This is a genomic window from Thiohalobacter sp. (assembly GCF_027000115.1).
Lineage (GTDB): Bacteria > Pseudomonadota > Gammaproteobacteria > Thiohalobacterales > Thiohalobacteraceae > JALTON01.
This window is the reverse complement of the sequence record NZ_JALTON010000032.1, coordinates 25035-47044: the sequence shown is the minus strand read 5'-3', so window position 1 is coordinate 47044 and position 22010 is coordinate 25035. Positions and strand designations below refer to the sequence as shown.

Annotated in this window: 25 protein-coding genes; 9 read left to right on the top strand and 16 right to left on the bottom strand. The window is 68.5% G+C overall.

The window, feature by feature from the left end; genetic code table 11:
- Positions 1–11: 11 nt before the first annotated feature.
- The 4 genes from pdxA to MVF76_RS05145 all read left to right on the top strand — a co-directional run bounded on the left by pdxA (position 12) and on the right by MVF76_RS05145 (position 2694).
- Positions 12–1007 (top strand): 4-hydroxythreonine-4-phosphate dehydrogenase PdxA, encoded by a 996-nt coding sequence (pdxA, locus tag MVF76_RS05160; protein WP_297527727.1) that lies wholly within the window; start codon positions 12–14, stop codon positions 1005–1007.
- Positions 1004–1786, top strand: a complete 783-nt coding sequence (gene rsmA / locus MVF76_RS05155) for a 16S rRNA (adenine(1518)-N(6)/adenine(1519)-N(6))-dimethyltransferase RsmA (RefSeq protein WP_297527726.1) — start codon at positions 1004–1006, stop codon at positions 1784–1786. The genes pdxA and rsmA overlap by 4 nt, the downstream gene beginning before the upstream one ends.
- Positions 1787–1926: 140 nt before the next feature.
- Positions 1927–2091 (top strand): hypothetical protein, encoded by a 165-nt coding sequence (locus tag MVF76_RS05150; protein WP_297527725.1) that lies wholly within the window; start codon positions 1927–1929, stop codon positions 2089–2091.
- A 153-nt stretch (positions 2092–2244) separates the two neighbouring features.
- Positions 2245–2694: a universal stress protein gene (locus tag MVF76_RS05145; protein WP_297527724.1), complete on the top strand. Its 450-nt coding sequence runs from the start codon at positions 2245–2247 to the stop codon at positions 2692–2694.
- A gap of 58 nt (positions 2695–2752) precedes the next feature.
- Here the strand turns inward: MVF76_RS05145 and MVF76_RS05140 are convergent, their stop codons facing one another.
- Together MVF76_RS05140 and MVF76_RS05135 are read right to left on the bottom strand one after the other, a co-directional pair.
- Positions 2753–3169: a hypothetical protein gene (locus MVF76_RS05140; protein WP_297527723.1), complete on the bottom strand. Its 417-nt coding sequence runs from the start codon at positions 3167–3169 to the stop codon at positions 2753–2755.
- Positions 3170–3344: 175 nt separating this feature from the next.
- Positions 3345–3560, bottom strand: coding sequence for an acetyltransferase (locus tag MVF76_RS05135; RefSeq protein ID WP_297527722.1), 216 nt, complete (start codon positions 3558–3560; stop codon positions 3345–3347).
- A 140-nt stretch (positions 3561–3700) separates the two neighbouring features.
- On the opposite strand from MVF76_RS05135, the gene pgl reads away from it, so the two are divergent.
- From pgl to MVF76_RS05115, 4 genes are all read left to right on the top strand, one after another.
- Complete coding sequence (gene pgl / locus MVF76_RS05130; protein ID WP_297527721.1) at positions 3701–4447, top strand: 6-phosphogluconolactonase; 747 nt, start codon at positions 3701–3703, stop codon at positions 4445–4447.
- Positions 4444–5448, top strand: a complete 1005-nt coding sequence (gene glk, locus MVF76_RS05125; RefSeq protein ID WP_297527720.1) for a glucokinase — start codon at positions 4444–4446, stop codon at positions 5446–5448. Before pgl ends, glk begins: the two co-directional genes overlap by 4 nt.
- A 92-nt stretch (positions 5449–5540) precedes the next feature.
- The gene (gene apaG / locus MVF76_RS05120; protein WP_297527719.1) at positions 5541–5924 is read left to right on the top strand and encodes a Co2+/Mg2+ efflux protein ApaG; all 384 of its coding nucleotides are present in this window, start codon (positions 5541–5543) and stop codon (positions 5922–5924) included.
- A 5-nt stretch (positions 5925–5929) separates the two neighbouring features.
- Complete coding sequence (locus MVF76_RS05115; protein ID WP_297527718.1) at positions 5930–6766, top strand: symmetrical bis(5'-nucleosyl)-tetraphosphatase; 837 nt, start codon at positions 5930–5932, stop codon at positions 6764–6766.
- Positions 6767–6853: 87 nt separating this feature from the next.
- Here MVF76_RS05115 and folA read toward each other — a convergent pair whose 3' ends face one another.
- The 7 genes from folA to MVF76_RS05080 form a co-directional block, all read right to left on the bottom strand.
- Positions 6854–7342, bottom strand: coding sequence for a type 3 dihydrofolate reductase (folA, locus tag MVF76_RS05110; protein ID WP_297527717.1), 489 nt, complete (start codon positions 7340–7342; stop codon positions 6854–6856).
- 93 nt (positions 7343–7435) lie between these two features.
- Positions 7436–8269 (bottom strand): thymidylate synthase, encoded by an 834-nt coding sequence (locus tag MVF76_RS05105; protein ID WP_297527716.1) that lies wholly within the window; start codon positions 8267–8269, stop codon positions 7436–7438.
- 3 nt (positions 8270–8272) lie between these two features.
- Positions 8273–9085, bottom strand: coding sequence for a prolipoprotein diacylglyceryl transferase (lgt, locus tag MVF76_RS05100; RefSeq protein ID WP_297527715.1), 813 nt, complete (start codon positions 9083–9085; stop codon positions 8273–8275).
- A gap of 19 nt (positions 9086–9104) precedes the next feature.
- Entirely contained in the window at positions 9105–10334 is a 1230-nt protein-coding gene (locus MVF76_RS05095) for a class I SAM-dependent rRNA methyltransferase (RefSeq protein WP_297527714.1), read from the bottom strand.
- A 32-nt stretch (positions 10335–10366) separates the two neighbouring features.
- On the bottom strand, positions 10367–11962 hold the full coding sequence (locus MVF76_RS05090) for an ArnT family glycosyltransferase (protein ID WP_297527713.1): 1596 nt from the start codon (positions 11960–11962) through the stop codon (positions 10367–10369).
- Positions 11959–12621, bottom strand: coding sequence for a TVP38/TMEM64 family protein (locus tag MVF76_RS05085; RefSeq protein ID WP_297527712.1), 663 nt, complete (start codon positions 12619–12621; stop codon positions 11959–11961). Before MVF76_RS05085 ends, MVF76_RS05090 begins: the two co-directional genes overlap by 4 nt.
- A 4-nt stretch (positions 12622–12625) precedes the next feature.
- Entirely contained in the window at positions 12626–13348 is a 723-nt protein-coding gene (locus tag MVF76_RS05080) for a glycosyltransferase family 2 protein (protein ID WP_297527711.1), read from the bottom strand.
- Positions 13349–13454: 106 nt separating this feature from the next.
- On the opposite strand from MVF76_RS05080, the gene MVF76_RS05075 reads away from it, so the two are divergent.
- Positions 13455–15551, top strand: coding sequence for a thioredoxin domain-containing protein (locus MVF76_RS05075; protein ID WP_297527710.1), 2097 nt, complete (start codon positions 13455–13457; stop codon positions 15549–15551).
- 633 nt (positions 15552–16184) lie between these two features.
- On the opposite strand, the gene MVF76_RS05070 is transcribed toward MVF76_RS05075, so the two are convergent.
- From MVF76_RS05070 to gcvPA, 7 genes are all read right to left on the bottom strand, one after another.
- Positions 16185–16409 carry a hypothetical protein gene (locus MVF76_RS05070; RefSeq protein ID WP_297527709.1) on the bottom strand — a complete coding sequence of 75 codons (225 nt, stop codon included), beginning with the start codon at positions 16407–16409 and terminating at the stop codon, positions 16185–16187.
- 316 nt (positions 16410–16725) lie between these two features.
- Positions 16726–17214: a TIGR00645 family protein gene (locus MVF76_RS05065; RefSeq protein WP_297527708.1), complete on the bottom strand. Its 489-nt coding sequence runs from the start codon at positions 17212–17214 to the stop codon at positions 16726–16728.
- A gap of 9 nt (positions 17215–17223) precedes the next feature.
- A complete protein-coding gene (locus MVF76_RS05060) occupies positions 17224–18162 on the bottom strand; it encodes a carbohydrate kinase family protein (protein WP_297527707.1) in 939 nt (312 codons plus the stop codon).
- Between the two features lie 41 nt (positions 18163–18203).
- Positions 18204–18569, bottom strand: a complete 366-nt coding sequence (locus tag MVF76_RS05055; protein ID WP_297527706.1) for a diacylglycerol kinase — start codon at positions 18567–18569, stop codon at positions 18204–18206.
- 12 nt (positions 18570–18581) lie between these two features.
- Positions 18582–20027 carry an aminomethyl-transferring glycine dehydrogenase subunit GcvPB gene (gcvPB, locus tag MVF76_RS05050; protein ID WP_297527705.1) on the bottom strand — a complete coding sequence of 482 codons (1446 nt, stop codon included), beginning with the start codon at positions 20025–20027 and terminating at the stop codon, positions 18582–18584.
- Between the two features lie 71 nt (positions 20028–20098).
- Positions 20099–20596 (bottom strand): thiol peroxidase, encoded by a 498-nt coding sequence (gene tpx, locus MVF76_RS05045; protein WP_297527704.1) that lies wholly within the window; start codon positions 20594–20596, stop codon positions 20099–20101.
- Positions 20597–20631: 35 nt separating this feature from the next.
- The gene (gene gcvPA, locus MVF76_RS05040) at positions 20632–22008 is read right to left on the bottom strand and encodes an aminomethyl-transferring glycine dehydrogenase subunit GcvPA (protein WP_297527703.1); all 1377 of its coding nucleotides are present in this window, start codon (positions 22006–22008) and stop codon (positions 20632–20634) included.
- Between the last annotated feature and the right edge of the window lie 2 nt (positions 22009–22010).

Sequence of the window (22010 nt, the reverse complement as noted above, 5' to 3'; positions counted from 1 at the left end):
CGACCGCCCCAATGCCGCAGCCGTCCCCGCCCCGCATCGCCCTGACCCCAGGCGAACCCGCCGGCATAGGCCCCGATCTGTGCCTGATGCTGGCACAGCAGGCGTTGCCCTGCGAAGCCGTGGTCATCGCCGACCCCGGGCTGCTGCGCGATCGTGCCGCCCTGCTCGGTCTCGACATCGAGATCTGCGAGCTGGACCCCGCCAGCCCGCCGCAGCCACACCGGCCCGGCCGGCTCGCGGTCTGGCCGGTGTCGCTTGCGGCCCCCGCGCACCCCGGCCGTCTCGATCCGCGCAACGCCCGCTACCTGTTGCACTGCCTCGATGTCGCCATCGACGGCTGCCGCGACGGCCGTTTCGCCGCCATGGTCACCGGGCCGGTGCACAAGGGCGTCATCAACGAGGCCGGCGTCGCCTTCAGCGGCCACACCGAGTACCTTGCCGAACGCACCGGCACCGAACAGGTGGTGATGATGCTGGCGACCGAGGGGCTGCGGGTCGCACTGGCCACCACCCACCTGCCGCTGCGCGCGGTCGCCGATGCCATCCGTCCCGACATCCTGGCGGGAACACTGCGCATCCTAGATCGCGACCTGCGGCTGCGCTTCGGCATCGATCGCCCGCGCATCCTGGTGTGCGGACTCAATCCGCATGCCGGCGAAGGCGGACACCTTGGCCGCGAGGAGGTCGAGGTAATCGCGCCGGTGCTGGAGCAGGCCCGCGCCACCGGCCTGGACCTGGTCGGCCCGTTGCCGGCGGACACCCTGTTCACACCGCGTCACCTGGAACAGGCCGATGCGGTACTGGCCATGTATCACGACCAGGGCCTGCCGGTGCTCAAGTACCGCGGCTTCGGCAACGCCATCAACGTCACCCTCGGCCTGCCGCTGGTGCGCACCTCGGTCGACCATGGCACCGCGCTGGAACTGGCCGGCAGCGGCCGCGCCGAGGCGGGCAGCCTGCGGCTGGCGCTGGACACGGCGCTGCGCATGGTCGCTGCAGGCCAATGAAACATCGCCCGAGAAAGCGCTTCGGCCAGAACTTCCTCCACGACGCCCGGATCATCGAGCGCATCGTTGCCGCCATCGATCCGCAACCCGGCGATCACCTGGTGGAGATCGGCCCGGGCCAGGGTGCACTGACCTTCCCCCTGCTGGAACGCGCGGGGGAACTGGACGTGATCGAGCTGGATCGCGATCTCGCCGCCTGGCTGCGTGCGCAGGACACCGGCGGACGTCCCCTGCGGGTCCACGAGCAGGACGCGCTGAAGACGGCGTTCTGCGCGCTGGCCGAACCACCGCTGCGGGTGGTGGGCAACCTGCCCTACAACATCTCCACGCCGCTGCTGTTCCACCTTATCGGCCAGAGCCACTGCATACGCGACATGCACTTCATGCTGCAGAAGGAAGTGGTGACACGCATGGCCGCCGCGCCCGGAAGCGGCGATTACGGCCGGCTGTCGGTGATGGTCCAGTGGCATTGCCGCGTGGAACCGCTGTTCCTGGTCCGGCCCGGGGCCTTCAACCCGCCGCCGAAGGTGGATTCGGCCGTGGTCCGGCTGGTGCCGCACGCCCGTCCGCCGGTGGAGCTGGCCGACCCGGCCCTTTTCGAACAGGTGGTGAAAGCCGCCTTCGCCCAGCGCCGCAAGACCCTGCGCAACAGCCTGCGCGGGCTGGTGGAGACCGGCGCCTTCGAGGAGGCGGGCATCGATCCCGGCGCCCGGGCCGAGACCCTGTCGCTGGCGCAGTTCGCGACGCTGGCCAATGCCGCCAGCCGTCCGTCGCCCTGAATCCCTGTCCGCGGCCCCTGGTGCAACATGCGGGCCAGGGCAGCGGGCGCGCCGATAATCAGGATCCGGCTCAAGAAACCGGTGTACCCGCCGATTCAACCGGATAAGACACGCAATCCGGCGCTTGCCGCAGCACCCGTATGAAACAGCGCAAGAAACAGAAGCTGATCGATGCCGTCCTGGCCGCCACCGGCATCGGCCTGGTGGTGCTCATCTTCGTGCTGGCCATCAAGTTCGCACCGGACGACCCCTTCTCCGACACCGAGTTCGTGCAGGACGTCGGTCGCCGCCACGCCTATCCCTGATCCGCACCCCGATCCGGGCCGGGAACCCTGTTGGCCAGGAAATCCCCGAACCCACGGCCGGCACCTGCCGCGTGACGCACCCTTGGTGAAACGGACACGCTGGTGCACTATGCGGGATAGAGGCCGAGCCTGTTACCGCCCGGGAGGAAAGCGATGGACAACTACCGTCATGTGCTGGTGGCCGTGGACTTCATGCCGGACCACGCGCAGGTCACCGGCCGCGCCGCGGCCGTTGCGCGCCAGAACGGCGCCCGGCTGAGCCTCATCCATGTGGTGGAATACCTGCACATGGATCTGGCCGAGGAGCTGGTGTTGCCACAGGACCTGGTACTGGAGGAACAACTGATGGAGGCGGCGCGCAAGCGGCTGGACGCCATCGCCGCCACGCTGGAAGGGGGCGATGCCGTCGAGCGGCATGTGGCACTGGGCCAGACCCGCCAGGAGATCCTGCGAGTGGCGGAAGAACAGAATGCGGATCTGATCGTCCTGGGGCGGCATGGCCGCCATGGCATCGGTCGGCTGCTGGGCTCCACGGCCAACGCCGTGCTCCAGCATGCGCCCTGCGACGTGCTGGCGGTGCGCCTGCGCGAGCCGGCCGACTAGCCCGCCAGCAAATCCGCCATCATCCGCAACCCCTGGTGCAATAGGCGGGCTGGCCGCGCTACCAGCGTCGGCCGATGTTGAGATAGAGCCCGACGCGCGCCTTCCCCGGACCGCCGGTGCCCAGCAAGGCCGTATCGTCGAGGGCGCGTCGCGTTGCCTCGGCCTCGCGCCATGAAAGGCTCATGCCCAGTCGCCGCTGACGGGCCGGGACCAGGGTCAGCTGCTGATCCTCCAGCAGCTCGTTGACGGGGGCCGCGTCCAGCGGCTTCTCCAGCCAGCGCAGTTCCAGTCGATCAGCGAGGCGATGTACCGGAGCCAGCGCCATCCGTGCCCCTTGGGCCTCCAGCGCGGCGCGCGCCGGCATGGACGCAAACGGCTCGGCCGCCTGCACGCCGGTGGTCAGCACCACGCCCAGGCCTACGGCCACGGCGAGCAGCAGCATGGGGTCGGGCCTGCGAAATCGCTTCTGCAACATGTCATCCCACCTCGGGGGTCCGTTCCGGCATCGGCTGCCAGTTCACTGGCAGGATTCGGACCGGCAGCGGTTTTCTTGAGCCTGGGCACCAGCTTGCGGGATGCGGGTAGCAAAAGCTGCGAACCCCGTCACGGCGGGGGGCGCATTAGGTCACATTATTGACGGAACCGGCGACTCAGGCCTGTGCCTGACGGTAGCCCGGGTTCGTCCAGCAGGCGGGCAGCGCTTCCCCCGAAGGAAAGACCAGCTCGCTCTTGCCGAACTCGGCCGGCTCCTGCATCTCCTCGCCGGCATGGTAGCGACCGCGCACGCGCTCGGCGCAGGGATCGAACAGGGCATCCAGATCGATGATCTCGACCAGGTCTCCGGTGTGGGTATTCCTGAGATACATGACAACCTCCTCGACGATGTCCCTGCTCCAAACTATAGTCCGCCCACACGGCGCCGGGGATGACCGGCGTCAAATGCCGGCATTTCCGCCGCGACCGCTTTGTGCGAGACTCTCGCCACACCCCGCTTGGACACTCGACCATGCAGGCGCTGCTGCCCGACCAGACCCGCGTGTTCCCGGACCGCGATACACTCCATGCCCAGGCCGCGGAACGGGTGATCCGCCTGTGCGCTGACGCCATCGCGGCACGCGGCCGCTGCAACCTGGCACTGGCGGGCGGCAATACGCCACGCGGTCTGTACCGGCGCCTGGCCGAACCGGATCAGCGGGCACGCATCGACTGGCGCCGCATGCACCTGTTCTTCGGCGACGAGCGTGCCGTACCTCTGGATCACCCCGACAGCAATTACCGCATGGCGCGGGAGGTGCTGATCGACCATGTGCCCGTTCCCCCCGCACAGGTCCATCCCATGCGTGCCGCCCCGGAGACCATCGAGGCCGACGCCGGGGCCTACGCGGAACTGCTGGCACGTGAACTGCCCGATCGCGAGGGTTGGCCGGGCTTCGACCTCATCCTGCTGGGACTGGGACCGGACGGCCATACCGCCTCGCTGTTCCCTGACACGCCGGCGCTGCACGAACTGGGGCGCAGTGTCACGCCGGTCCACGTCGAACGCCTCGACAGCTGGCGCCTGACCCTGACCCTGCCGGTGATCGATCGCGCCGAACGGCTGCTGTTCCTGGTCGCCGGCGCCGACAAGGCCGCCATAGTCGCCGCCCTGCGCGCCGGTGCGCAGGGCCGGGACCCCTATCCGGTGGAGTACCTGTCGCCGCGCGGACAGGTGGAATGGCTGCTGGATGCCGAGGCCAGCGGAGGCCCCGCATGAACGAACCGCGACTGCTGGCGGGCGACATCGGGGGCACCCACACGCGGCTCCGGCTCAGCCGCTGCACCGGGCACGGCCTGGAGCGGCTGTGCGAACGTCGCTACGACAGCGCCGAACACCCCGACTTTACCGAGCTGCTGCGCGCCTTCCTCGCCGACTGCGGCGAGACCCCCGACAGCGCCTGCCTGGGCGTCGCGGGACCGGTACATGAAACCGGGGAAGACACCACCGCCGAGGTCACCAACCTGCCCTGGCGCCTGTCGGCGCGCGCCCTCTCCGAGGCCTGCGGCATCCCGCGGCTGTGCCTCACCAACGACTTCAGCCTGATCGGCCACGCCCTGCCGGCGCTGGGCGAGAATGACCTGGTCACGCTGCAGGCCGGCCGGCCGCAACCGGAGGCCATGGCCGCTGTGCTCGGCGCCGGCACCGGGCTGGGTCAGGTGCTGGTGCTGCCGGGCCCGGAACCGCGCCGGGTGTGGGCCACCGAGGGCGGCCACGTGGACTTTGCCGCGCGCACCGAGGCGGACTGGCAGATGCTGCAAACCCTCAGGCACCGCTTCGGCCACGTCTCGGCCGAGCGCCTGCTCTCGGGTCCGGGTCTGCGCTTCATCTACGGGTTTCTCGAGGAACGACAGCGGCGACCCACGCCGCCCGCCATTCGCGAGGCCCGCGACGCAGGCCGCGACATCGCGCCGGAAATCACGCGGCTGGGGTTGTCCGGCGAGGACCCGCTGGCCGCACAGGCTCTGGAGCGGTTCGTGGAACTCTATGGCGCCCAGGCCGGCAACCTGGCCCTGGCCTGCCTGCCGCGCGCCGGCCTCTACATCGCCGGTGGCATCGCACAGCACCTGCTGCCGCTGCTGGAACGCGGTCCCTTCCTGACCGCCTTTCTCGACAAGGGCCGCATGCGCCCGCTGCTGGAAACCATCCCGCTGGCGGTCGTCACCCACCCCGACCCGGGCCTGCTCGGCGCCACCCGCCTCGCCCGACTGCTATTGTGAACCCCAGGGTTTGCGTTGGCATTTGGGATCGACGCCACGGCAGGGTACCCTTTGCCCCTTCTCCATTCCAAGTGACGACCCTATCCCAAACCATGAGCCAGGATGCGCGCTACCAGGTCGACGTACAGGTCGAGACGCTCTACATCGAGGAACAGTCGCAACCCGACCAGAACCGTTACGTGTTTGCCTACACCATCACCCTCACCAACAGCGGCACGGTGGCGGCGAAGCTGCTGACGCGGCACTGGATCATCACCGACAGCAATGGACGGGTCGAGGAGGTGCGCGGCGAGGGTGTGGTCGGCAAGCAGCCCTACCTGCGCCCCGGCGAAAGCTTCCGCTACACCAGCGGCACCCTGATCCAGACGCAGGTGGGCAGCATGCGTGGCACCTATCACATGATCGCCGACGACGGTGTCGAGTTCGAGGCGCAGATCCCCGCCTTCACCCTGTCCATACCTCGCGTTCTCCACTGATCCCCATGGCCGTCTACGCCATCGGCGATGTCCAGGGCTGTTACGACGAACTGCGACGCCTGCTCGACCGCCTCGGCTTCGAGCCGGGCAGGGACCGGCTCTGGTTTGCGGGTGATCTGGTCAATCGCGGCCCGCAATCGCTGGCCGTGCTGCGCTTCGTCATCGGCCTGGGCGAGGCCGCGGTCACCGTGCTCGGCAACCACGACCTGCACCTGGTCGCTGCCGCCCATGACCGGCGCCGGCTGCACCGCAAGGACACACTCGCCGAAATCCTGGACGCACCGGACAGCGCCGCCCTGGTCGACTGGCTGCGCCGCCGCCCGCTGCTGCATCACGACCCGGCACTCGGCTACACCCTGATCCATGCCGGGCTGCCGCCGCAGTGGGATCTCGCCACCGCCCGCGCCTGCGCCGCCGAGGTCGAGGCCGTGCTCTCCGGCGACGACTGGGGCAGCTTCATGGCAGTGATGTACGGCGATCGCCCGGACCGCTGGGACGAAGGCCTGCAGGGTGTGGATCGCCTGCGCTTCATCACCAACTGCTTCACCCGGCTGCGTTACTGCACGCCCGACGGCCGGCTGGGGCTGAAGTACAAGGGCCCGCCCGGCAGCCAGCCGGCGCCCTACCGGCCCTGGTTCGAGATCCCGGATCGGCGCTCGGCTGACCTGCGCATCCTGTTCGGCCACTGGTCCACGCTGGGCGAGACGGATGCGCCCACTATCTTCCCGCTGGATACCGGCTGTCTCTGGGGCGGCCGTCTCACCGCCCTGCGCCTGGACAGCGCGCCGCCGCAACGCACCCGGGTCGACTGCCCCGGCGCCCGCAGGCCGGGCGGGGACTGAAGGGAAAGAGCGCCACGGACGACACGGAAGGCACAGACAGGGCGTGCCATTGGGCCGTCGCAGTGGAACGGTAGTGCAATATGCGGGCTAGCGCTTGCGCCGCTGCAACATGCAGAAGGCATAGGGCCAGGGATTGCGTTCGTCGGCCTCGTGCGGCTCGCAGGCCACTTCCAGCCATTCGCGGGGGTCGAGTTCCGGAAACCAGGCATCGCCCTCGAACTCGGCGTCGACGCGGGTGAGATAGATGCGCTCGGCCAGCGGCAGGAAGGCCTGGTAGAGCTGGGTGCCACCGATGACCATCAGCTCGTCGACCGCGCCGGCGGCGGCAATGGCTTCCTCCGGCGAAGCGACGCGGGTGGCGCCCGGGAATTCGCCCTGGCCCCGGGTGACCACGATATTGTGCCGCCCGGGCAGGGGTCGGCCGATCGACTCCCAGGTGCGACGCCCCATGACGATGGGCTTGCCCAGGGTGATGCGCTTGAAGTGCGCCAGGTCGGCCGGCAGGTGCCAGGGCAGGCGATTGCCGGCCCCGATGAGGCGGTTGCGATCCATGGCCACGATCAGGGATATGCGCATCGACGTAAGCCTTGCATCAGCCACGGCCTTCGGAAAGCGGCCTCGGCGATACAGGCCGCGCCCAGCTGCCGCTGGCGTGGTGAAACAGCCGGATCAGACCGCCACCGGCGCCTTGATGTGCGGGTGACATTGGTAATCCAGCAACTCGAAGTCTTCGAAACGGAACGCGAACAGATCGCGCACCTCCGGATTGAGCCGCATTCGCGGCAGCGGGTAGGGCTCGCGCGCGAGCTGGGTTTCCACCTGCTCGAGGTGATTGAGATACAGGTGCGCATCGCCCAGCGTATGGATGAACTCGCCCGGTTCCAGACCGCAAACCTGGGCCATCATCATCGTCAACAGCGCATAGGAGGCAATGTTGAAGGGCACGCCTAGAAAGATGTCGGCCGAACGCTGGTAGAGCTGGCAGGACAGCCGGCCCTCGGCGACATAGAACTGGAAGAAGGCATGACAGGGCGCCAGTGCCATGCGCCCCGCACGCACGTTGTCCTGCGGGCTGATGCGCTCATCGGGCAGATCGGCGACGTTCCAGGCCGAGACGATGATGCGGCGCGAATCCGGGTTGCTGCGCAGCTGCCCGATCACCTGCCTGATCTGGTCGATGTGACGGCCATCGGGCGTCGGCCAGCTGCGCCACTGGGCGCCGTAGACAGGTCCGAGGTCGCCCTTCTCGTCGGCCCACTCGTCCCAGATGCTGACGCCGTGTTCGTGCAGATAGCCGATGTTGGTCTCGCCGCGCAGGAACCAGAGCAGCTCGTGGATGATGGAACGCAGGTGCAGCTTCTTGGTGGTCACCAGCGGAAAACCCTGCGCCAGATCGAAGCGCATCTGGTAGCCGAACACGCTGAGCGTGCCGGTGCCGGTTCGATCCCCCTTCTGCACGCCCTGGTCGCGCACATGGCGCATGAGATCGAGATAGTTTCGCACCCTTCAGTGTCCTCCAGCAGATGAGGTGCCGGCTGTCTGCGGGCGCCGGTGGGCCAGCAGCAGCAACAGCAGTCCGAACAGGATCATGGGCAGCGACAGCAGGTGACCCATGGTCATCCAGCCGAACGCGATGAATCCGAGATGGGCGTCCGGCTCGCGCACGAACTCGACAGCGAAGCGGAACACCCCGTAACAGAACAGGAACAGGCCGGACACCGCCATGGTGGGCCGCGGCCGCGACGAATAGACCCAGAGAATGACGAACAGCACCAGCCCTTCGAGCAGCGCCTCGTAGAGCATGGAGGGGTGGCGCGGGCGGGCATCGACGAAGGGAAACACCATGCCCCAGGGCAGATCGGTGGGACGCCCCCAGAGTTCGCCGTTGATGAAGTTGCCGATGCGCCCCGCGCCCAGCCCCACCGGCACCAGCGGCGCGACGAAGTCGCTGACCTGGAAGAAGCCACGGCCGGTGCGGCGACCATACAGCCACATGGCAACCAGCACACCGATCAGGCCACCATGGAAGGACATGCCGCCCTGCCAGATGCGCAGCAGCACCAGCGGGTCTTCCAGGAACAGATCCAGGTTGTAGAACAGGATGTAGCCGATGCGTCCGCCCAGCACCACGCCGAGCGCGACGTGGAACAGCAGGTCGCCCACTTCTTCCGGCTGCCAGCCCGAGTCCGGCCGCGCGGCACGGCGCCGGCCCAGCCACCAGCCACCGAGAAAGCCGATCAGGTACATCATGCCGTACCAGTGGATGGCAAAGTCGCCGATGCGAACGATGGCGGGATCGATATCGGGATAGGTCAGCATGCGGAATCGCTTCGATGGATCACTCGCGAAGAACGCGGCAATAGAGGGCCTTCAGGTATTCCGTCTCGGGCATGGCGGCATGCACCGGGTGATCGGCGCCCTGGCGCCCGGTTTCCAGGACCTGCAGGCCGCGGCCGGCATGGCGGGCGGCACGCTGCAGCAGGCGCTGAAAGTCGGTCAGCGGGAGATGATGCGAGCAGGAGGCCGATACCAGAAAGCCGTCGCGGCCGATCATCTGCATGGCGAGCAGGTTGAGGCGCTGGTAGGCCTCGCTGCCGGCAGCCAGATCCTTGCGCCGCTTGATGAAGGCGGGCGGATCGCAGATCACCACATCGAAGCGCTCGCCGGCCTCGCGCAGCGCCTTGAGCACCTCGAAGGCATCGCCCTGGCGCACCGACAACTGCGGCTGGACGCCGTTGAGTTCGGCATTGCGCATGGCCTGCGCCAGGGCATCCCCGGAGCTGTCCACGCAGACCGCCTCGGCTGCGCCCTGCTTCAGCGCGGTGATGGCCCAGCCGCCGGCGTAGCTGAACAGGTCCAGCACCCGGGCGCCCTGCACATAGCGTCGCAGGCGCTGGCGGTTGTCGGCCTGGTCGAAGAACCAGCCCGTCTTCTGGCCATGCACGAGCGAGGTTTCGAACTGCACCTCGCCTTCCCGGAACGACACCCGATCGGGCACCTCACCGAGCACCTCGACGGCCGTGTCCAGTCCTTCCTGCCGCCGGGCCGGGCTGTCGTTGCGCAGCACCAGGCCGCGGGGTGACAGCACCCGCTGCAGTGCCTCCAGCACCGGGCCGCGCACCTGTTCCATGCCGGCGGTGTTGAACTGTACCGACAGCCAGTCGCCATAGCGGTCCACCACCAGCCCCGGCAGGCCGTCGCCCTCGCCGTGCACCAGCCGGCAGGCACGCTGCGGATACAGGCGCTCGCGCAGCGCCAGCGCGATCTTCAGCCGATGGACCAGCAGCGAACGGTCGAGTACGTGGCGCAGGCCGCGACTGACCAGGCGCGCGGCGATCAGGGAATGCGGGTTGACGTAGCCGGTGCCGAGTGGCCTGCCGTTGGACGCCTCGATGCGCACCGCCTCGCCCGGCTCGAAGGCGGTCAGGGGCGTGGCGCGGGTATCGACCTCGTTGGAATAGACCCACAGATGTCCCGCGCGCAGCCGCCGGTCCTCGCGCTTCTTCAGGCGCAGTGGCGGCAGGGTCTGGCCGGGCAGGGCTTCGGGCTGGGTGGCAGTGTCGGTCATATCTCGGCACGGTCTGGATGCAGGCGCCCAGTCTACCGGCTCGCGGCCGGGTCCGCAGCCAGCAACTCGCGGGCCGCCACCAGCGCCAGGTCCTCGGCATCGCCGCGATAGTCCTGCAGCCAGGCCAGCTCCGCCGGGTGCGGCCCCTGCCAGTGGCTGAACTGCAGCACCAGGTAGCCCTCGGGATGGGCCCGCGCCCAGTCCAGCGCCGTCCATACCGGCACCACCGCGATGGGTCGGGTGAGCCGGCCGAGGAAATGGAACTGGCCATGGTACTTGCCGACATGGGCCACCGGCACGCCGGCCGCCTGCAGGCGCGCGATCTCGCGCGACAGGGGCGCCAGATCATAGGCGGGCGCCGCCGCACGAACCACTGCCAGATGCAGCAGCACGACTATCAGGGCGCTGGCCGCGGTCACCGCTCGCAGCCGGCCCCAGGCGCCGAGGGGCAGCCACGCGAGCGCCGCGGCCAGTGCCAGCGCAACCAGGCCCCAGGCCCCCTGCACGTCCGCCATCCAGGGGGCATGACCCAGCCGCGGCAACAGCAGCAGTGCCACCCCCGTGACCAGCAGCAGCGCCGCCGCCGGCCAGGCCCGCGCCGGCCGCGCCGGCAGCCGCGCCCAGCCCAGCGCCGCCAGCAGCAGTGCCGCCGGCAGCAGCGGCAGCAGATACTTCACCTGCTTGCCGCTGACCAGCGAGAAGCCCGCCAGCACCAGCAGCAGCCAGACACCGAGAAAGCGCACCGGCCGCGTGCGGCACTGCGCGGCATCGAGCACCGGCGCCCACAGCCGCGGCCAGGCCAGCCAGGGCAGCAGCATCAGCGGAAACACCGGCAGATACCACCAGAAGGGCTGCCGATGGGCGAAGGAATCCACCACCCGGTTGGCGGTCTGGCCCCAGAAGATGGCCTCGCGGTACTCGGGGCCGCCGGCGATCGCCGCGGGTACGGCCCAGGCCAGTACCAGGGCCGCGCCGCCGAGCAGGCTCAAACCGATCCGGCCGTACCAGGCGGCCCAGCCTCGCGCAGGCCGCTCCGCCCACAGGGGCGCGGCCAGCGCCAGCGGCAGCAGATGAAGCAGGATCACCGGCCCCTTGGCCAGCAGCCCCAGACCCAGCGCCAGCGTCAGCCACAGCCAGCCGCGTGCCTGCCCGGCAGCGGCCTGCCACAGGCCCAGGGCACCGAGCAGGACGCAGAACACCAGCAGCATGTCGAACTGGGTGAGGGTGAAGAAGCCGGTCCAGATCAAGCTGCCGAACAGCAGCCAGGCTATGGCCACCCCGGCACCTGCGTCCGGCCACAGGGCGCGCGCCAGGCGCGCGGCCAGGAACAGGCTGGCCAGCGACACCAGCGGCGCCACCAGCCGCCCCCAGGTCTCGCTGACGCCGAACAGCGCCCAGCCGGCGTGGATGAGCCAGAACAGCAGCGGCGGCTTGTGGGCGTAGGGCTCGCCGTTGAGGTGCGGCACCAGGAAATCCCCACGCTGCCACATCTCCCAGGCCACGGCCAGATAGCGGGTCTCGTCCACCGGCAGCAGCGGCCGCGTCAGCAGCGCCGTCACCAGCACCGCCAGCCACAGCAGCCCCAGCTCCAGCCAGCGCCGGAAATCGCTGCCGGCGCCGCCGCTCATGACGCGCTGTCCAGCTCGCTGTCCAGGCTCACGCCGTGGCGGTAGCGGCGATAGAGATACAGGCTGAGCAGACTCATGAGCACGAAGGCCACTACCGCGACGCCGATGCGCAGCGCCGGGTCCACGTTCACGCCGCTGCCGACCAGCGCGAAGATGGCCGTCTGCGGCAGGTAACCGAGCGCCGATCCGGCGAGGAAGGGCAGCGCGCGCACGCTGGACACGCCAGCGGCGAGATTCACCGCCAGGTTGTTGCCCACCGGCAGCAGCCGGATCAGCAGGGTCATGCTGAACGGGTTGTCGTGGATGAAGCGGTCGATGCGTGCCAGCCGCTCGCCCATGCGTCCGCTCACCCAGCGCCGACCGAGCAGCCGCGCAGCGAGGAAGGCCAGCGCGCAGCCCAGCGCGGAGGCGGCCAGCGCCAGCGCGGTACCGGCCAGGAAACCGAAGGCATAGCCACCGAGAAAGGAGACGAACTGGCGCGACACCCCGGCCGCCACCAGCAGGCCGCCGACGCTCAGATACAGCAGCTCGCCGGCCAGGCCGTGGCCGCGCACGCGGGCGTCGATCCAGGCCTCGTCCACCAGTCCGCCGAGCAGATAGCCGACGGCCACGAACAGGGCGATCACGCCCAGACCCCGGAGGATGAAGCCCCAGCGCATGGGCTCAGTCGATCTCGCTCACTTCGGGCCGGCAGGCGCGGCGCTGCAGCCAGCCGACGCCGAACAGGTCGACGATGCCCACCCACAGCCGGTTCCAGACCCCGTACTTGCTCTGGCCGCGCTCGCGCGGCCGGTGGTGCACCTCGACCGAACGCACCTGGCCACCGGCGCGCAGCACCAGCGCCGGCAGGAAACGGTGCATGTGATCGAAGTAGGGCAGATCCAGGAACACATCACGCCGGAACACCTTCAGGCCACAGCCGGTGTCCGGGGTACGGTCGCGCAGGATGCGGCTGCGCACGCCATTGGCAATCCTCGATGACAGGCGCTTGACCCAGGAATCGCGCCGGGTCCTGCGCCAGCCGGCGATCAGCCACAGGTCGCGCGGGGCATCGGCCGCGGTCGCCGCCGCAAACAACGCCGGCACATCGGCAGGATCATTCTGGCCGTCGCCGTCGAGGGTGGCGATCCAGGGCGCGCGCGCCGCCTTAACGCCGGTGCGTACCGCGGTGCTCTGGCCGCAACTGCAACGGTGGCTGAGGATGCGCAGGCGATGGAAGCCGGCGCGCGCCTTTTGCAGACGCGCGAGGGTATCGTCGGTACTGCCGTCGTTGACGTAGATGACCTCGTACTCCAGCCGGCCGTCGAGGGCGGCGCGGATTTCGTCGATCAACGGCTGGATGTTTTCGGCCTCGTTGTGGACCGGAATGACCAGGGAAAGATCCATGAAAGGTGCGGTTTCCTGCGGTTGAGCGCGGTGACGGGCGCCCGTATAGTCGACGTCCGCATCCCGGACCCGCCGGCGCGGGCCATCCACCACATGGGCCGAGAGCGTGGCAGATCAGCGCGACTATACCAATCATCTGGCGGGCCAGACCAGCCCCTACCTGCTGCAGCACCTGCACAACCCGGTGGACTGGTATCCCTGGGGACCGGAGGCACTGGCACTGGCCCGGCGCGAGGACAAGCCCATCCTGCTGTCGATCGGCTACTCCGCCTGCCACTGGTGCCACGTCATGGCCCATGAGTGCTTCGAGGACCCCGAAGTCGCCGAGGTCATGAACCGGCTGTTCGTGAACATCAAGGTCGACCGCGAGGAACGGCCGGACCTCGACCGCATCTACCAGACGGCGCACTCGCTGCTGGCGCAGCGCGCCGGCGGCTGGCCGCTCACCGTCTTCCTGATGCCGGAGGACCAGACGCCCTTCTTCGCCGGCACCTATTTCCCGAAGGAGCCGCGCCACGGCCTGCCGGGTTTCGTCGACCTCTTGCAGCGGGTGGCCGGCTTCTACCGCGAGCGCCGTGCCGATCTGGAGGAACAGAATCATTCCGTGCGCGCCGCGCTGGCCCGGCTCGCCGCGCCGCCGGTGCCGGCGGAGGCGCGCCTGGATCCCATGCCGCTGGACCTGGCCCGCAACCAGCTCGGCCAGCAGTTCGACCCCGCCCACGGCGGCTTCGGACGTGCGCCCAAGTTTCCCCACCCCGCCAACCTGGAACGCCTGCTGCGCCACTGGCTGCGCTCGCGGCGCGCCGGCCAGCCCGATCAGGGCGCGCTGGACATGCTCGGCCTGACCCTGACCCGCATGGCCGAGGGCGGCCTGTTCGACCAGGTCGGCGGCGGCTTCTGTCGCTATTCGACCGACGACCAGTGGATGATCCCCCACTTCGAGAAGATGCTCTACGACAACGGCCTGCTGCTCGCCGTCTATGCTCAGGCCCATGCCGCGACCGGCGTCGGCGACTTTGCGCGTACCGCGATCGCCACCGGGGAATGGGTACTGCGCGAGATGCAGTCGCCCGGGGGCGGCTACTGGTCGAGCCTGGACGCCGACTCCGAGGGCGAGGAAGGTCGCTTCTACTGCTGGACACCCGACGAGGTGCGCGGGCTGCTCGACGACAGCGAATACGACCTGTTCGCCCGCCGCTACGGCCTGGACCGCGAGCCCAACTTCGAGGGCAAGTGGTATCCGCACGGCTACCTCGGCATGGAGGCCGTGGCGGACGCACTGGGGCTCGAGATCACCGAGGCACGCGAACGGCTGGAGCGGGCCCGGCGCAAGCTCTACCAGGCCCGCACGCAGCGGGTCTGGCCGGGCCGCGACGACAAGATACTCACCGCCTGGAATGCGCTGATGATCCGCGGCATGGCCATCGCCGCCCGCCTGCTCGGCCGCGACGACTTCGGCGAATCGGCGCGCCGGGCGCTGGATTTCCTGCGCGCGCGCCTCTGGCGCGACGGCCGCCTGCTGGCAACCTGCAAGGACGGCCACGCCCACCTCGATGCCTACCTGGACGACCACGCCTACCTGATCGACGCCATCCTCGAACTGCTGGCCTGGCGCTGGCGGGACGGCGACCTGGACTTCGCGGTTGAAGTCGCCGAGGTCCTGCTGGCGCATTTCAGCGACCCCGCCGGCGGCTTCTTCTTCACCGCCGACGACCACGAACGGCTGGTACAGCGGCCCAAGCCCGCCCATGACGACGCCCTGCCCTCGGGCAACGGCATTGCTGCCCAGGCCCTGCTGCGCCTTGGTCACCTGCTGGGCGAGACGCGCTACATCGAGGCCGCCGAGGGCACCCTGCGCGCACTCTGGGGGGTGATCGAGGAAAGCCCCTGGGCCTGCGGCAGCCTGCTGGACGCGCTGGAACTCGCGCTGGAGCCGGGACCGACCGTCATCGTCCGCGGCCGGGAAGCGGAACTGGCCCCGTGGCGTGCGGCGCTGCAGGCCGACCCGGACCCGCGCCGCCTGGCCCTGTTCATCCCCCCCGAGGCCAGGCTGCCGCCGGCCCTGGCCGAACGTTCGGCCCGGGAGACACCGGTCGCCTGGCTGTGCGAGGGCATGACCTGCCAGCCACCGCTGGACGCCCCGGAGGCGCTGCGCGAGGCGCTGGGCCACATGGGAGACGAGGCGGACACATCAACAACCTGACAGGCAAGAGCGCCACGGACGACACGGAAGGCACGGATCCAATGAACTGCCGAGCGGGCCGCCAAGCAGGTGTAGGATGGGCAAAGCGAAGCGTGCCCATCAGACCCCCGCAAGAGCGCCACGGACGACACGGAAGGCACGGACAGAAGAATGATGCCGGGCTGGCCGGCAGCCAGACCGGCCACCGACCCGGGTTCCGGTCCCCTCTGCCGCCCCGAGCATCGCAGCGGGACGCGGATCAGGCCGCGCGAGTGTCTGAGCGCAGCGAGTTGCTCGCGGCCCCGCGGCCCGCGAGAAGCGCAGGGCACCCGAAGGGGGCGACAGCGGGGCGGCCTTTCTTTTGGTTACTTTTCTTTGGCCGGGCAAAGAAAAGTAAGCCGCCCGGCAGGGGCGGAAGAAAGCGCGGCTCCCGCCCATCCTGTAGCCCGGACGCAGGCCCACAGGGCCGTAATCCGGGAAACGCGGTTGTCCCCGGGTTGCGCTCCGCTCCACCCCGGCTACGGCGTCAGCTGCGAGAGCCTGGCAGTTCATTGGATCCGTGCCTTCCGTGTCGTCCGTGGCGCTCTTGCAGGTTTTGTCCGATGGGCACGCTGCGCTTTGCCCATCCTACGCGGGGCGAGCGGGTGCTCCTGCCTACTGCCCCGTCTGCGCCTCGATGGCCTGGCGCTGCTGCTCGGCGGCGTCCTTTATGGTCTGCTCGACGCCCTCGGCACGTTCCAGTGCACGCACCTGGTCACTGAAGACATTGGAATCCGGCACCCGGCTCTGGCCCTGCGCCGGTGGTGTCGGTTCCGGTTCTTCCTGTCCGGAGCAGCCGCCGAGAACCAGCAGCGCGGCAATGACGAGAATCTTCTTCATGGTGGATCTCCCTTTCCGTGGCAGATGAATGATGACGGACAGGCCCTGCCCCCGTCGCCTAGCCCGCATATTGCACCAGGGGCTGCGGATGATGGCGGATTTGCAGCCGGGCTCGGGGAGGGCTGGAACGAAAGCCGTAGCCGTCGCTACGGCTTGAGTGAAGCACCCCCGAGGCCGAGCGAAAATCCGCCAGGGCCGCAGCAGGAAGCGGGCGGGCACAAATCGTACTCCGGGCCATGGGCAAAAAATCCGGTTCATTACGTACCAGGACAACAAGTTGGCTCCCGCCCGCTTCCGACCTGGTGCAATATGCGGGCTAGTGCTTGGTCAGCCGGTCCATGTACACCACCAGCAACGCCGACACCACGAAGGTCAGGTGCAGGATGACATACCACATCAGCTTGTCGTTCTCGATATGCTCGGCGTTGACGAAGACGCGTAACAGATGGATGGACGAAATGGCAACGATGGAAGCCGCGACCTTGGCCTTGAGGGTGCCGGCGTCCAGCTTGCCCAGCCAGCCCAGCTTTTCCTTCTCCTCGGCGACGTCGATCTGGGAGACGAAGTTCTCGTAGCCCGAGAACATCACCATCACGATCAGGCTGCCCACCAGCGCCAGATCGACCAGCGCCAGGAGGGTCAGCACCAGGTCGGCCTCGCTCTTTTCCAGCACCAGCGGCAACAGGTGGAATATCTCCTGGAAGAACTTGATGCCCAACGCCAGCAGCGCCAGGCTCAGACCGAGAAAGACAGGCGCCAGAAGCCAGCGCGCGGCGTACAGCGAAGTTTCGATCAAGCGTTCCATACCCCGGCCTCACCAGCACAGGTTGCGGCCAAAGGCCTCGTGATAGCGCGCCTCGAATCCGGCGCGATCGATGCGGTGGTTCTGCGTGCCGTGATGCTCGATCTTGATGGCGCCCATCAGCGCCGCGATACGACCGGTGGTCTCCCAGTCCAGATCGTGCATCAGGCCATACAGCAGCCCGCCCCGGTAGGCATCGCCACAGCCGGTGGGATCCAGCAGCTCCCGAGCCGGCGCCGGCGGGATGTCGATGCGGTGCTCGGGCAAATAGATCTCCGAACCCTTGGCACCGCGGGTGATGATCAGCGCCTGCAGGCGCTCGGCCATTTCGTGCGGGGACAGGCCGGTTCGCTCCTGCAACAGCTCTGCCTCGTAGTCGTTGACGCAGACCCAGGTGGCCAGATCGATGAACCGGGTCAGTTCCTCGCCGCCGAACAGCGGCAGGCCCTGGCCCGGATCGAAGATGAAGGGAATGCCCGCCTCGGCGAACTGGGCGGCGTGTTCGAGCATGCCGTCTCGGCCGTCCGGCGAGACCATGCCGATGGTCACGCCGCTGGCATCCTCGACCCGGTTGCGATGCGCATGATCCATGGCGCCGGGATGGAAGGCTGTGATCTGGTTGTCGTCCATGTCGGTGGTTATGAAGGCCTGCGCCGTGTAGGTGCCTTCCACCGTGGTGACATGGGTGCGCGGAATGCCCTGGGCGTCCATCCATTCGGCATAGGGGCCGAAGTCCTCGCCCACCGTGCCCATGGGCAGGGGATCGCCACCGAGCAGTTTCAGATTGTAGGCGATGTTGCCTGCGCAACCGCCGAACTCGCGGCGCAGATCGGGCACATGGAAGGCCACGTTCAGGATGTGGACCTTGTCCGGCAGGATGTGATTCCTGAACCGGTCGTGGAACACCATGATGGTATCGAAGGCGAAGGAACCGCAGATCAGTGCCGACATTCGGGTACTCCCTGACAGAGGATGGCCGCGATTATACCGGCTCAGGTGAACAACAGGATGCCCCACACCGCCGCGGCATCGAGCAACGCCAGCAGTACGGCCGCCGAGCCCATGTCCTTGGCGCGACCGGACAGCGCGTGGGGCTCGTCACCGATACGATCGACCACGGCCTCGATGGCCGAATTGAGCAACTCGACCAGCGGCACCAGCAGCCAGCTACCGAGCAGCAGCGCCTTTTCCACGGCGCCCTCGCCCAGCCACAGGGCCAGCGGTACCAGCAGCAGCGAGGCCAGCAGTTCCTGGCGGAAGGCCGCCTCGTGCCGGGCCGCTGCCCGCAGGCCCTGCCAGGAGAAAACCGCCGCCCGGACCAACCGGCGCAGCCCCCTGTCTTCCTCCGGCCCGGCCATGCTGTTCCCGGCTCAGCCCAGCGGGTGGGCCAGATTCAGTTCGCGCGCGGCGCGGACGTCATCGAGCCGGCGCACCGGCAGGGTATGCGGCGCCTCGTGCAGGATCTCCGGCGACTGTTCGGCCTCGCGGCGGATCGCCACCATGGCCTCGACGAAGCGGTCCAGTTCCTCCAGCGACTCGGTCTCGGTGGGCTCGATGAGCAGGCATTCCGGCACCAGCAGCGGGAAGTAGGTGGTCGGCGCATGGATGCCGAAGTCCAGCAGCCGCTTGGCGAAGTCCATGGCCGTGACGCCCAGCTCCTTCTTTTCGCGCTTGAGGGTGACGATGAACTCGTGGGTCGCACGCCGCTCGGGAAAGGCCAGGGTGAAACCGGCATCGCGCAGTCGCGCCATCAGGTAGTTGGCGTTCAGGGTCGCGAAGTCGGCCACCCGGTGCATGCCCTCGCGGCCCAGCATGCGCGCATAGATGTAGGCGCGCAGCAATACGCCGGCATTGCCCATGAAGGCCGACAGCCGGCCGATGCTCTGCGGCCGCTCGCGCTCGGTAATCCAGAGATAGCGTTCGCCGTCGAAGCCCACCATGGGTACCGGCAGGAAGGGTTCCAGTCGCGCCGACACGCCCACCGGCCCGGCACCCGGCCCGCCGCCACCATGGGGCGTGGAGAAGGTCTTGTGCAGGTTCATGTGGATGACGTCGAAGCCCATGTCGCCGGGCCGCACCTTGCCGAGAATCGCATTGAGGTTGGCGCCATCGTAGTAGAGCAGCCCTCCCGCCGCGTGCACCTGCCGCGCGATCTCGCGAATGCGCCGCTCGAACACGCCCAGCGTGGAGGGATTGGTGAGCATGATGCCGGCCGTCTGCGGACCGAGGGCCGCTTCCAGCGCCGCCAGGTCCACGTCGCCCTGGGCATCGGTGGGAATCTCGCGCACCTGGTAGCCGCACATGGTGGCCGTCGCCGGGTTGGTGCCGTGTGCCGCATCCGGCACCAGGATCTCGGTCCGCGCACTGTCACCGCGCGACTCGTGATAGGCACGGATCATGGCCACGCCGGCGAACTCCCCCTGCGCCCCGGCCGCCGGCGTCAGCGACACCGCCCGCATGCCGGTGACTTCCTTGAGCATCTCCTGCAGCTCATGCATGCAGGCCAGAAATCCCTGGCCCGCGGACTCGGGCGACAGCGGGTGGCGGGCAAGGAAGCCCGGCAGCATGGCGTAGCTGTTGCAGGCCCGCGGGTTGTATTTCATGGTACAGGAACCCAGGGGGTAGAAATGGGTGTCGATGGAGAAGTTCTTCTGCGACAGCCGCGTGTAATGGCGCACCGCCTGCAGCTCCGACACCTCCGCCAGCCGCGGCGCGGCCTCGCGCAACAGGGATGCCGGAAGATCATCGACCGGCTCTGCGGGCGGCATCTGCGCCTCGGCATGACGGCCCCTGCGGGATTGTTCGAATATCAGCATGTGATCAGGGTTCCGGTTACAGGTAACAGACCGCGCAGCCCGGATGCAGGCTGCGCGCGGTCCCTCAAGCCTCAAAGTGCCGCCAGCGCCTTGTCGTAGTCCGGCTCCTGAGCGATTTCGGGCACCAGCTCGGCGTGCACCACCTTGTCGTTCTCGTCGAGCACTACCACCGCGCGCGCGGTGATGCCGGCCAGCGGGCCGTCGGTGATGAGCACGCCGTAGTCCTTGGCGAAGTTGCGGTCGCGCATCATCGACAGCGGAACGACCTTGTCCACGCCCTCGCCGGTGCAGAAACGGGCCATGGCGAAGGGCAGGTCGGCGGAAATGACCAGCATCACCACGTCATCGCGGCCGGCGGCAAACTCGTTGAACTTCTTCGTGGAGGTCGCGCACACCGGGGTATCCAGGCTGGGCACGATGTTGAGCAGCTTCTTCTTGCCCTTGAAGTCGGCCAGCGAGACATCGTTCAGGTCCTTGTCGACCAGCTTGAAGTCGGGTGCCTGGCTGCCGACGGCCGGCAGTTCGCCGTTGGTGTGAATGGGATTTCCCTGCAACGTGATCTCGGCCATATCGGATCTCCTCGATTCATCCTGGGTTTGACGGTTCAGGCGGCGGTGCTCCGCCGCTCGATGATGCGATCCAGCTGATCGCCGTAATGATCGATGTCGGCCTCGGTCCGCGCCTCGGTGGCGCAGACCAGCAGGCCGTTCTCGAGTTCGGGATAGTCCTGTGCCAGCGGATAACCGGCAAGCAGCTTCTGCGCCGCCAGCGGCTCCAGCACGCCATCCAGCGGCAGTTTGAAGCGCAGGGCCACCTCGTGGAAGAAGGGGCGGTCGAACAGGGGTTCCACCTGGTCGTTGCGCGTCAGCCGGTCAAGCAGCCGGCGGGTGTTGGCATGGCTGGCAGTGGCCACGCGGCGCAGCCCCTCGCCACCGAGGATGGCCATGTAGATGGTCGCCGCCGTCACCAGCAGGCCCTGGTTGGTGCAGATGTTGGAGGTCGCCTTGGAGCGGCGGATGTGCTGCTCGCGCGCCTGCAGCGTCAGGGTGTAGCCGGTGCGGCCGTCACGGTCCAGGGTGCGCCCGACCAGCCGGCCCGGCATCTGCCGCACATGCTGCTGACGGCAGCACATGAAACCGAAGTAGGGCCCGCCCGAGGACAGGGGCACGCCCAGCGGCTGGCCCTCGCCCACCACGATGTCGGCGCCCTCGCTGCCCCACTCGCCCGGCGGCTTGAGCAGTGCCATGGCCGTCGGATTGACCACGGCGATCGCCAGCGCGCCGTTGGCGTGCGCCCAGTCGGTCAGGGCATCGACCTCCTCGATGACGCCGAAGAAGTTGGGCTGCGGAATGACCAGTGCCGTGATGTCCTCACCGGCATGCTCGGCCAGCGCCTCCACCGGGGTGTGCCCGCCCAGCGGGTCGTAGGGCACCTCCACCAGCTCGATACCCTGGTTGTGCACGATGGTACGGGTGGTGGCGCGATAATTGGGATGTACCGCGCGCGGCAAAAGGATGCGCCGCGACTTCGACTTGCGGTTGGCGCGCACCGCCATCAGCACCGCCTCGGCCAGTGCCGATGCGCCGTCGTACAGCGAGGCATTGGACACGGCCATGGCCATCAGCCGCGTCATCATGGTCTGGTATTCATAGATGAGCTGGAGCGTGCCCTGGCTGGCCTCGGCCTGGTAGGGGGTATAGGCGCTGTAGAACTCGCCCCGGGTGGTGATCTCCCAGACCGCGGCCGGTATGTGGTGCTCGTAGGCCCCGGCGCCGATGAAGCTCAGGGGGCGGCCGTCGCGCTCGGCCCGTTCGGTCATCAGCCGGGCCACGGCCTGCTCGCCGAGGCCCTCGGGCACGCCCTCGAGTCCCCGGATGCGCAGCTCGGGCGGAATCTCGTCGAACAACTGCTCGATGCTGTCGACGCCGATGGCGGCCAGCATGTCGCGGATGTCGGCTTCGGTGTGCGGAATGAAGGGCATGG

What these genes read in the sequence shown, in the direction of transcription:
- pdxA (WP_297527727.1), top strand. Translation starts at nt 12, where the DNA reads ATGCCGCAGCCGTCCCCGCCCCGCATCGCCCTGACCCCAGGCGAACCC.
- rsmA (WP_297527726.1), top strand. Translation starts at nt 1,004, where the DNA reads ATGAAACATCGCCCGAGAAAGCGCTTCGGCCAGAACTTCCTCCACGAC.
- MVF76_RS05150 (WP_297527725.1), top strand. Translation starts at nt 1,927, where the DNA reads ATGAAACAGCGCAAGAAACAGAAGCTGATCGATGCCGTCCTGGCCGCC.
- MVF76_RS05145 (WP_297527724.1), top strand. Translation starts at nt 2,245, where the DNA reads ATGGACAACTACCGTCATGTGCTGGTGGCCGTGGACTTCATGCCGGAC.
- MVF76_RS05140 (WP_297527723.1), bottom strand. Translation starts at nt 3,169, where the DNA reads ATGTTGCAGAAGCGATTTCGCAGGCCCGACCCCATGCTGCTGCTCGCC.
- MVF76_RS05135 (WP_297527722.1), bottom strand. Translation starts at nt 3,560, where the DNA reads ATGTATCTCAGGAATACCCACACCGGAGACCTGGTCGAGATCATCGAT.
- pgl (WP_297527721.1), top strand. Translation starts at nt 3,701, where the DNA reads ATGCAGGCGCTGCTGCCCGACCAGACCCGCGTGTTCCCGGACCGCGAT.
- glk (WP_297527720.1), top strand. Translation starts at nt 4,444, where the DNA reads ATGAACGAACCGCGACTGCTGGCGGGCGACATCGGGGGCACCCACACG.
- apaG (WP_297527719.1), top strand. Translation starts at nt 5,541, where the DNA reads ATGAGCCAGGATGCGCGCTACCAGGTCGACGTACAGGTCGAGACGCTC.
- MVF76_RS05115 (WP_297527718.1), top strand. Translation starts at nt 5,930, where the DNA reads ATGGCCGTCTACGCCATCGGCGATGTCCAGGGCTGTTACGACGAACTG.
- folA (WP_297527717.1), bottom strand. Translation starts at nt 7,342, where the DNA reads ATGCGCATATCCCTGATCGTGGCCATGGATCGCAACCGCCTCATCGGG.
- lgt (WP_297527715.1), bottom strand. Translation starts at nt 9,085, where the DNA reads ATGCTGACCTATCCCGATATCGATCCCGCCATCGTTCGCATCGGCGAC.
- MVF76_RS05095 (WP_297527714.1), bottom strand. Translation starts at nt 10,334, where the DNA reads ATGACCGACACTGCCACCCAGCCCGAAGCCCTGCCCGGCCAGACCCTG.
- MVF76_RS05090 (WP_297527713.1), bottom strand. Translation starts at nt 11,962, where the DNA reads ATGAGCGGCGGCGCCGGCAGCGATTTCCGGCGCTGGCTGGAGCTGGGG.
- MVF76_RS05085 (WP_297527712.1), bottom strand. Translation starts at nt 12,621, where the DNA reads ATGCGCTGGGGCTTCATCCTCCGGGGTCTGGGCGTGATCGCCCTGTTC.
- MVF76_RS05080 (WP_297527711.1), bottom strand. Translation starts at nt 13,348, where the DNA reads ATGGATCTTTCCCTGGTCATTCCGGTCCACAACGAGGCCGAAAACATC.
- MVF76_RS05070 (WP_297527709.1), bottom strand. Translation starts at nt 16,409, where the DNA reads ATGAAGAAGATTCTCGTCATTGCCGCGCTGCTGGTTCTCGGCGGCTGC.
- MVF76_RS05065 (WP_297527708.1), bottom strand. Translation starts at nt 17,214, where the DNA reads ATGGAACGCTTGATCGAAACTTCGCTGTACGCCGCGCGCTGGCTTCTG.
- MVF76_RS05060 (WP_297527707.1), bottom strand. Translation starts at nt 18,162, where the DNA reads ATGTCGGCACTGATCTGCGGTTCCTTCGCCTTCGATACCATCATGGTG.
- MVF76_RS05055 (WP_297527706.1), bottom strand. Translation starts at nt 18,569, where the DNA reads ATGGCCGGGCCGGAGGAAGACAGGGGGCTGCGCCGGTTGGTCCGGGCG.
- gcvPB (WP_297527705.1), bottom strand. Translation starts at nt 20,027, where the DNA reads ATGCTGATATTCGAACAATCCCGCAGGGGCCGTCATGCCGAGGCGCAG.
- tpx (WP_297527704.1), bottom strand. Translation starts at nt 20,596, where the DNA reads ATGGCCGAGATCACGTTGCAGGGAAATCCCATTCACACCAACGGCGAA.
- gcvPA (WP_297527703.1), bottom strand. Translation starts at nt 22,008, where the DNA reads ATGCCCTTCATTCCGCACACCGAAGCCGACATCCGCGACATGCTGGCC.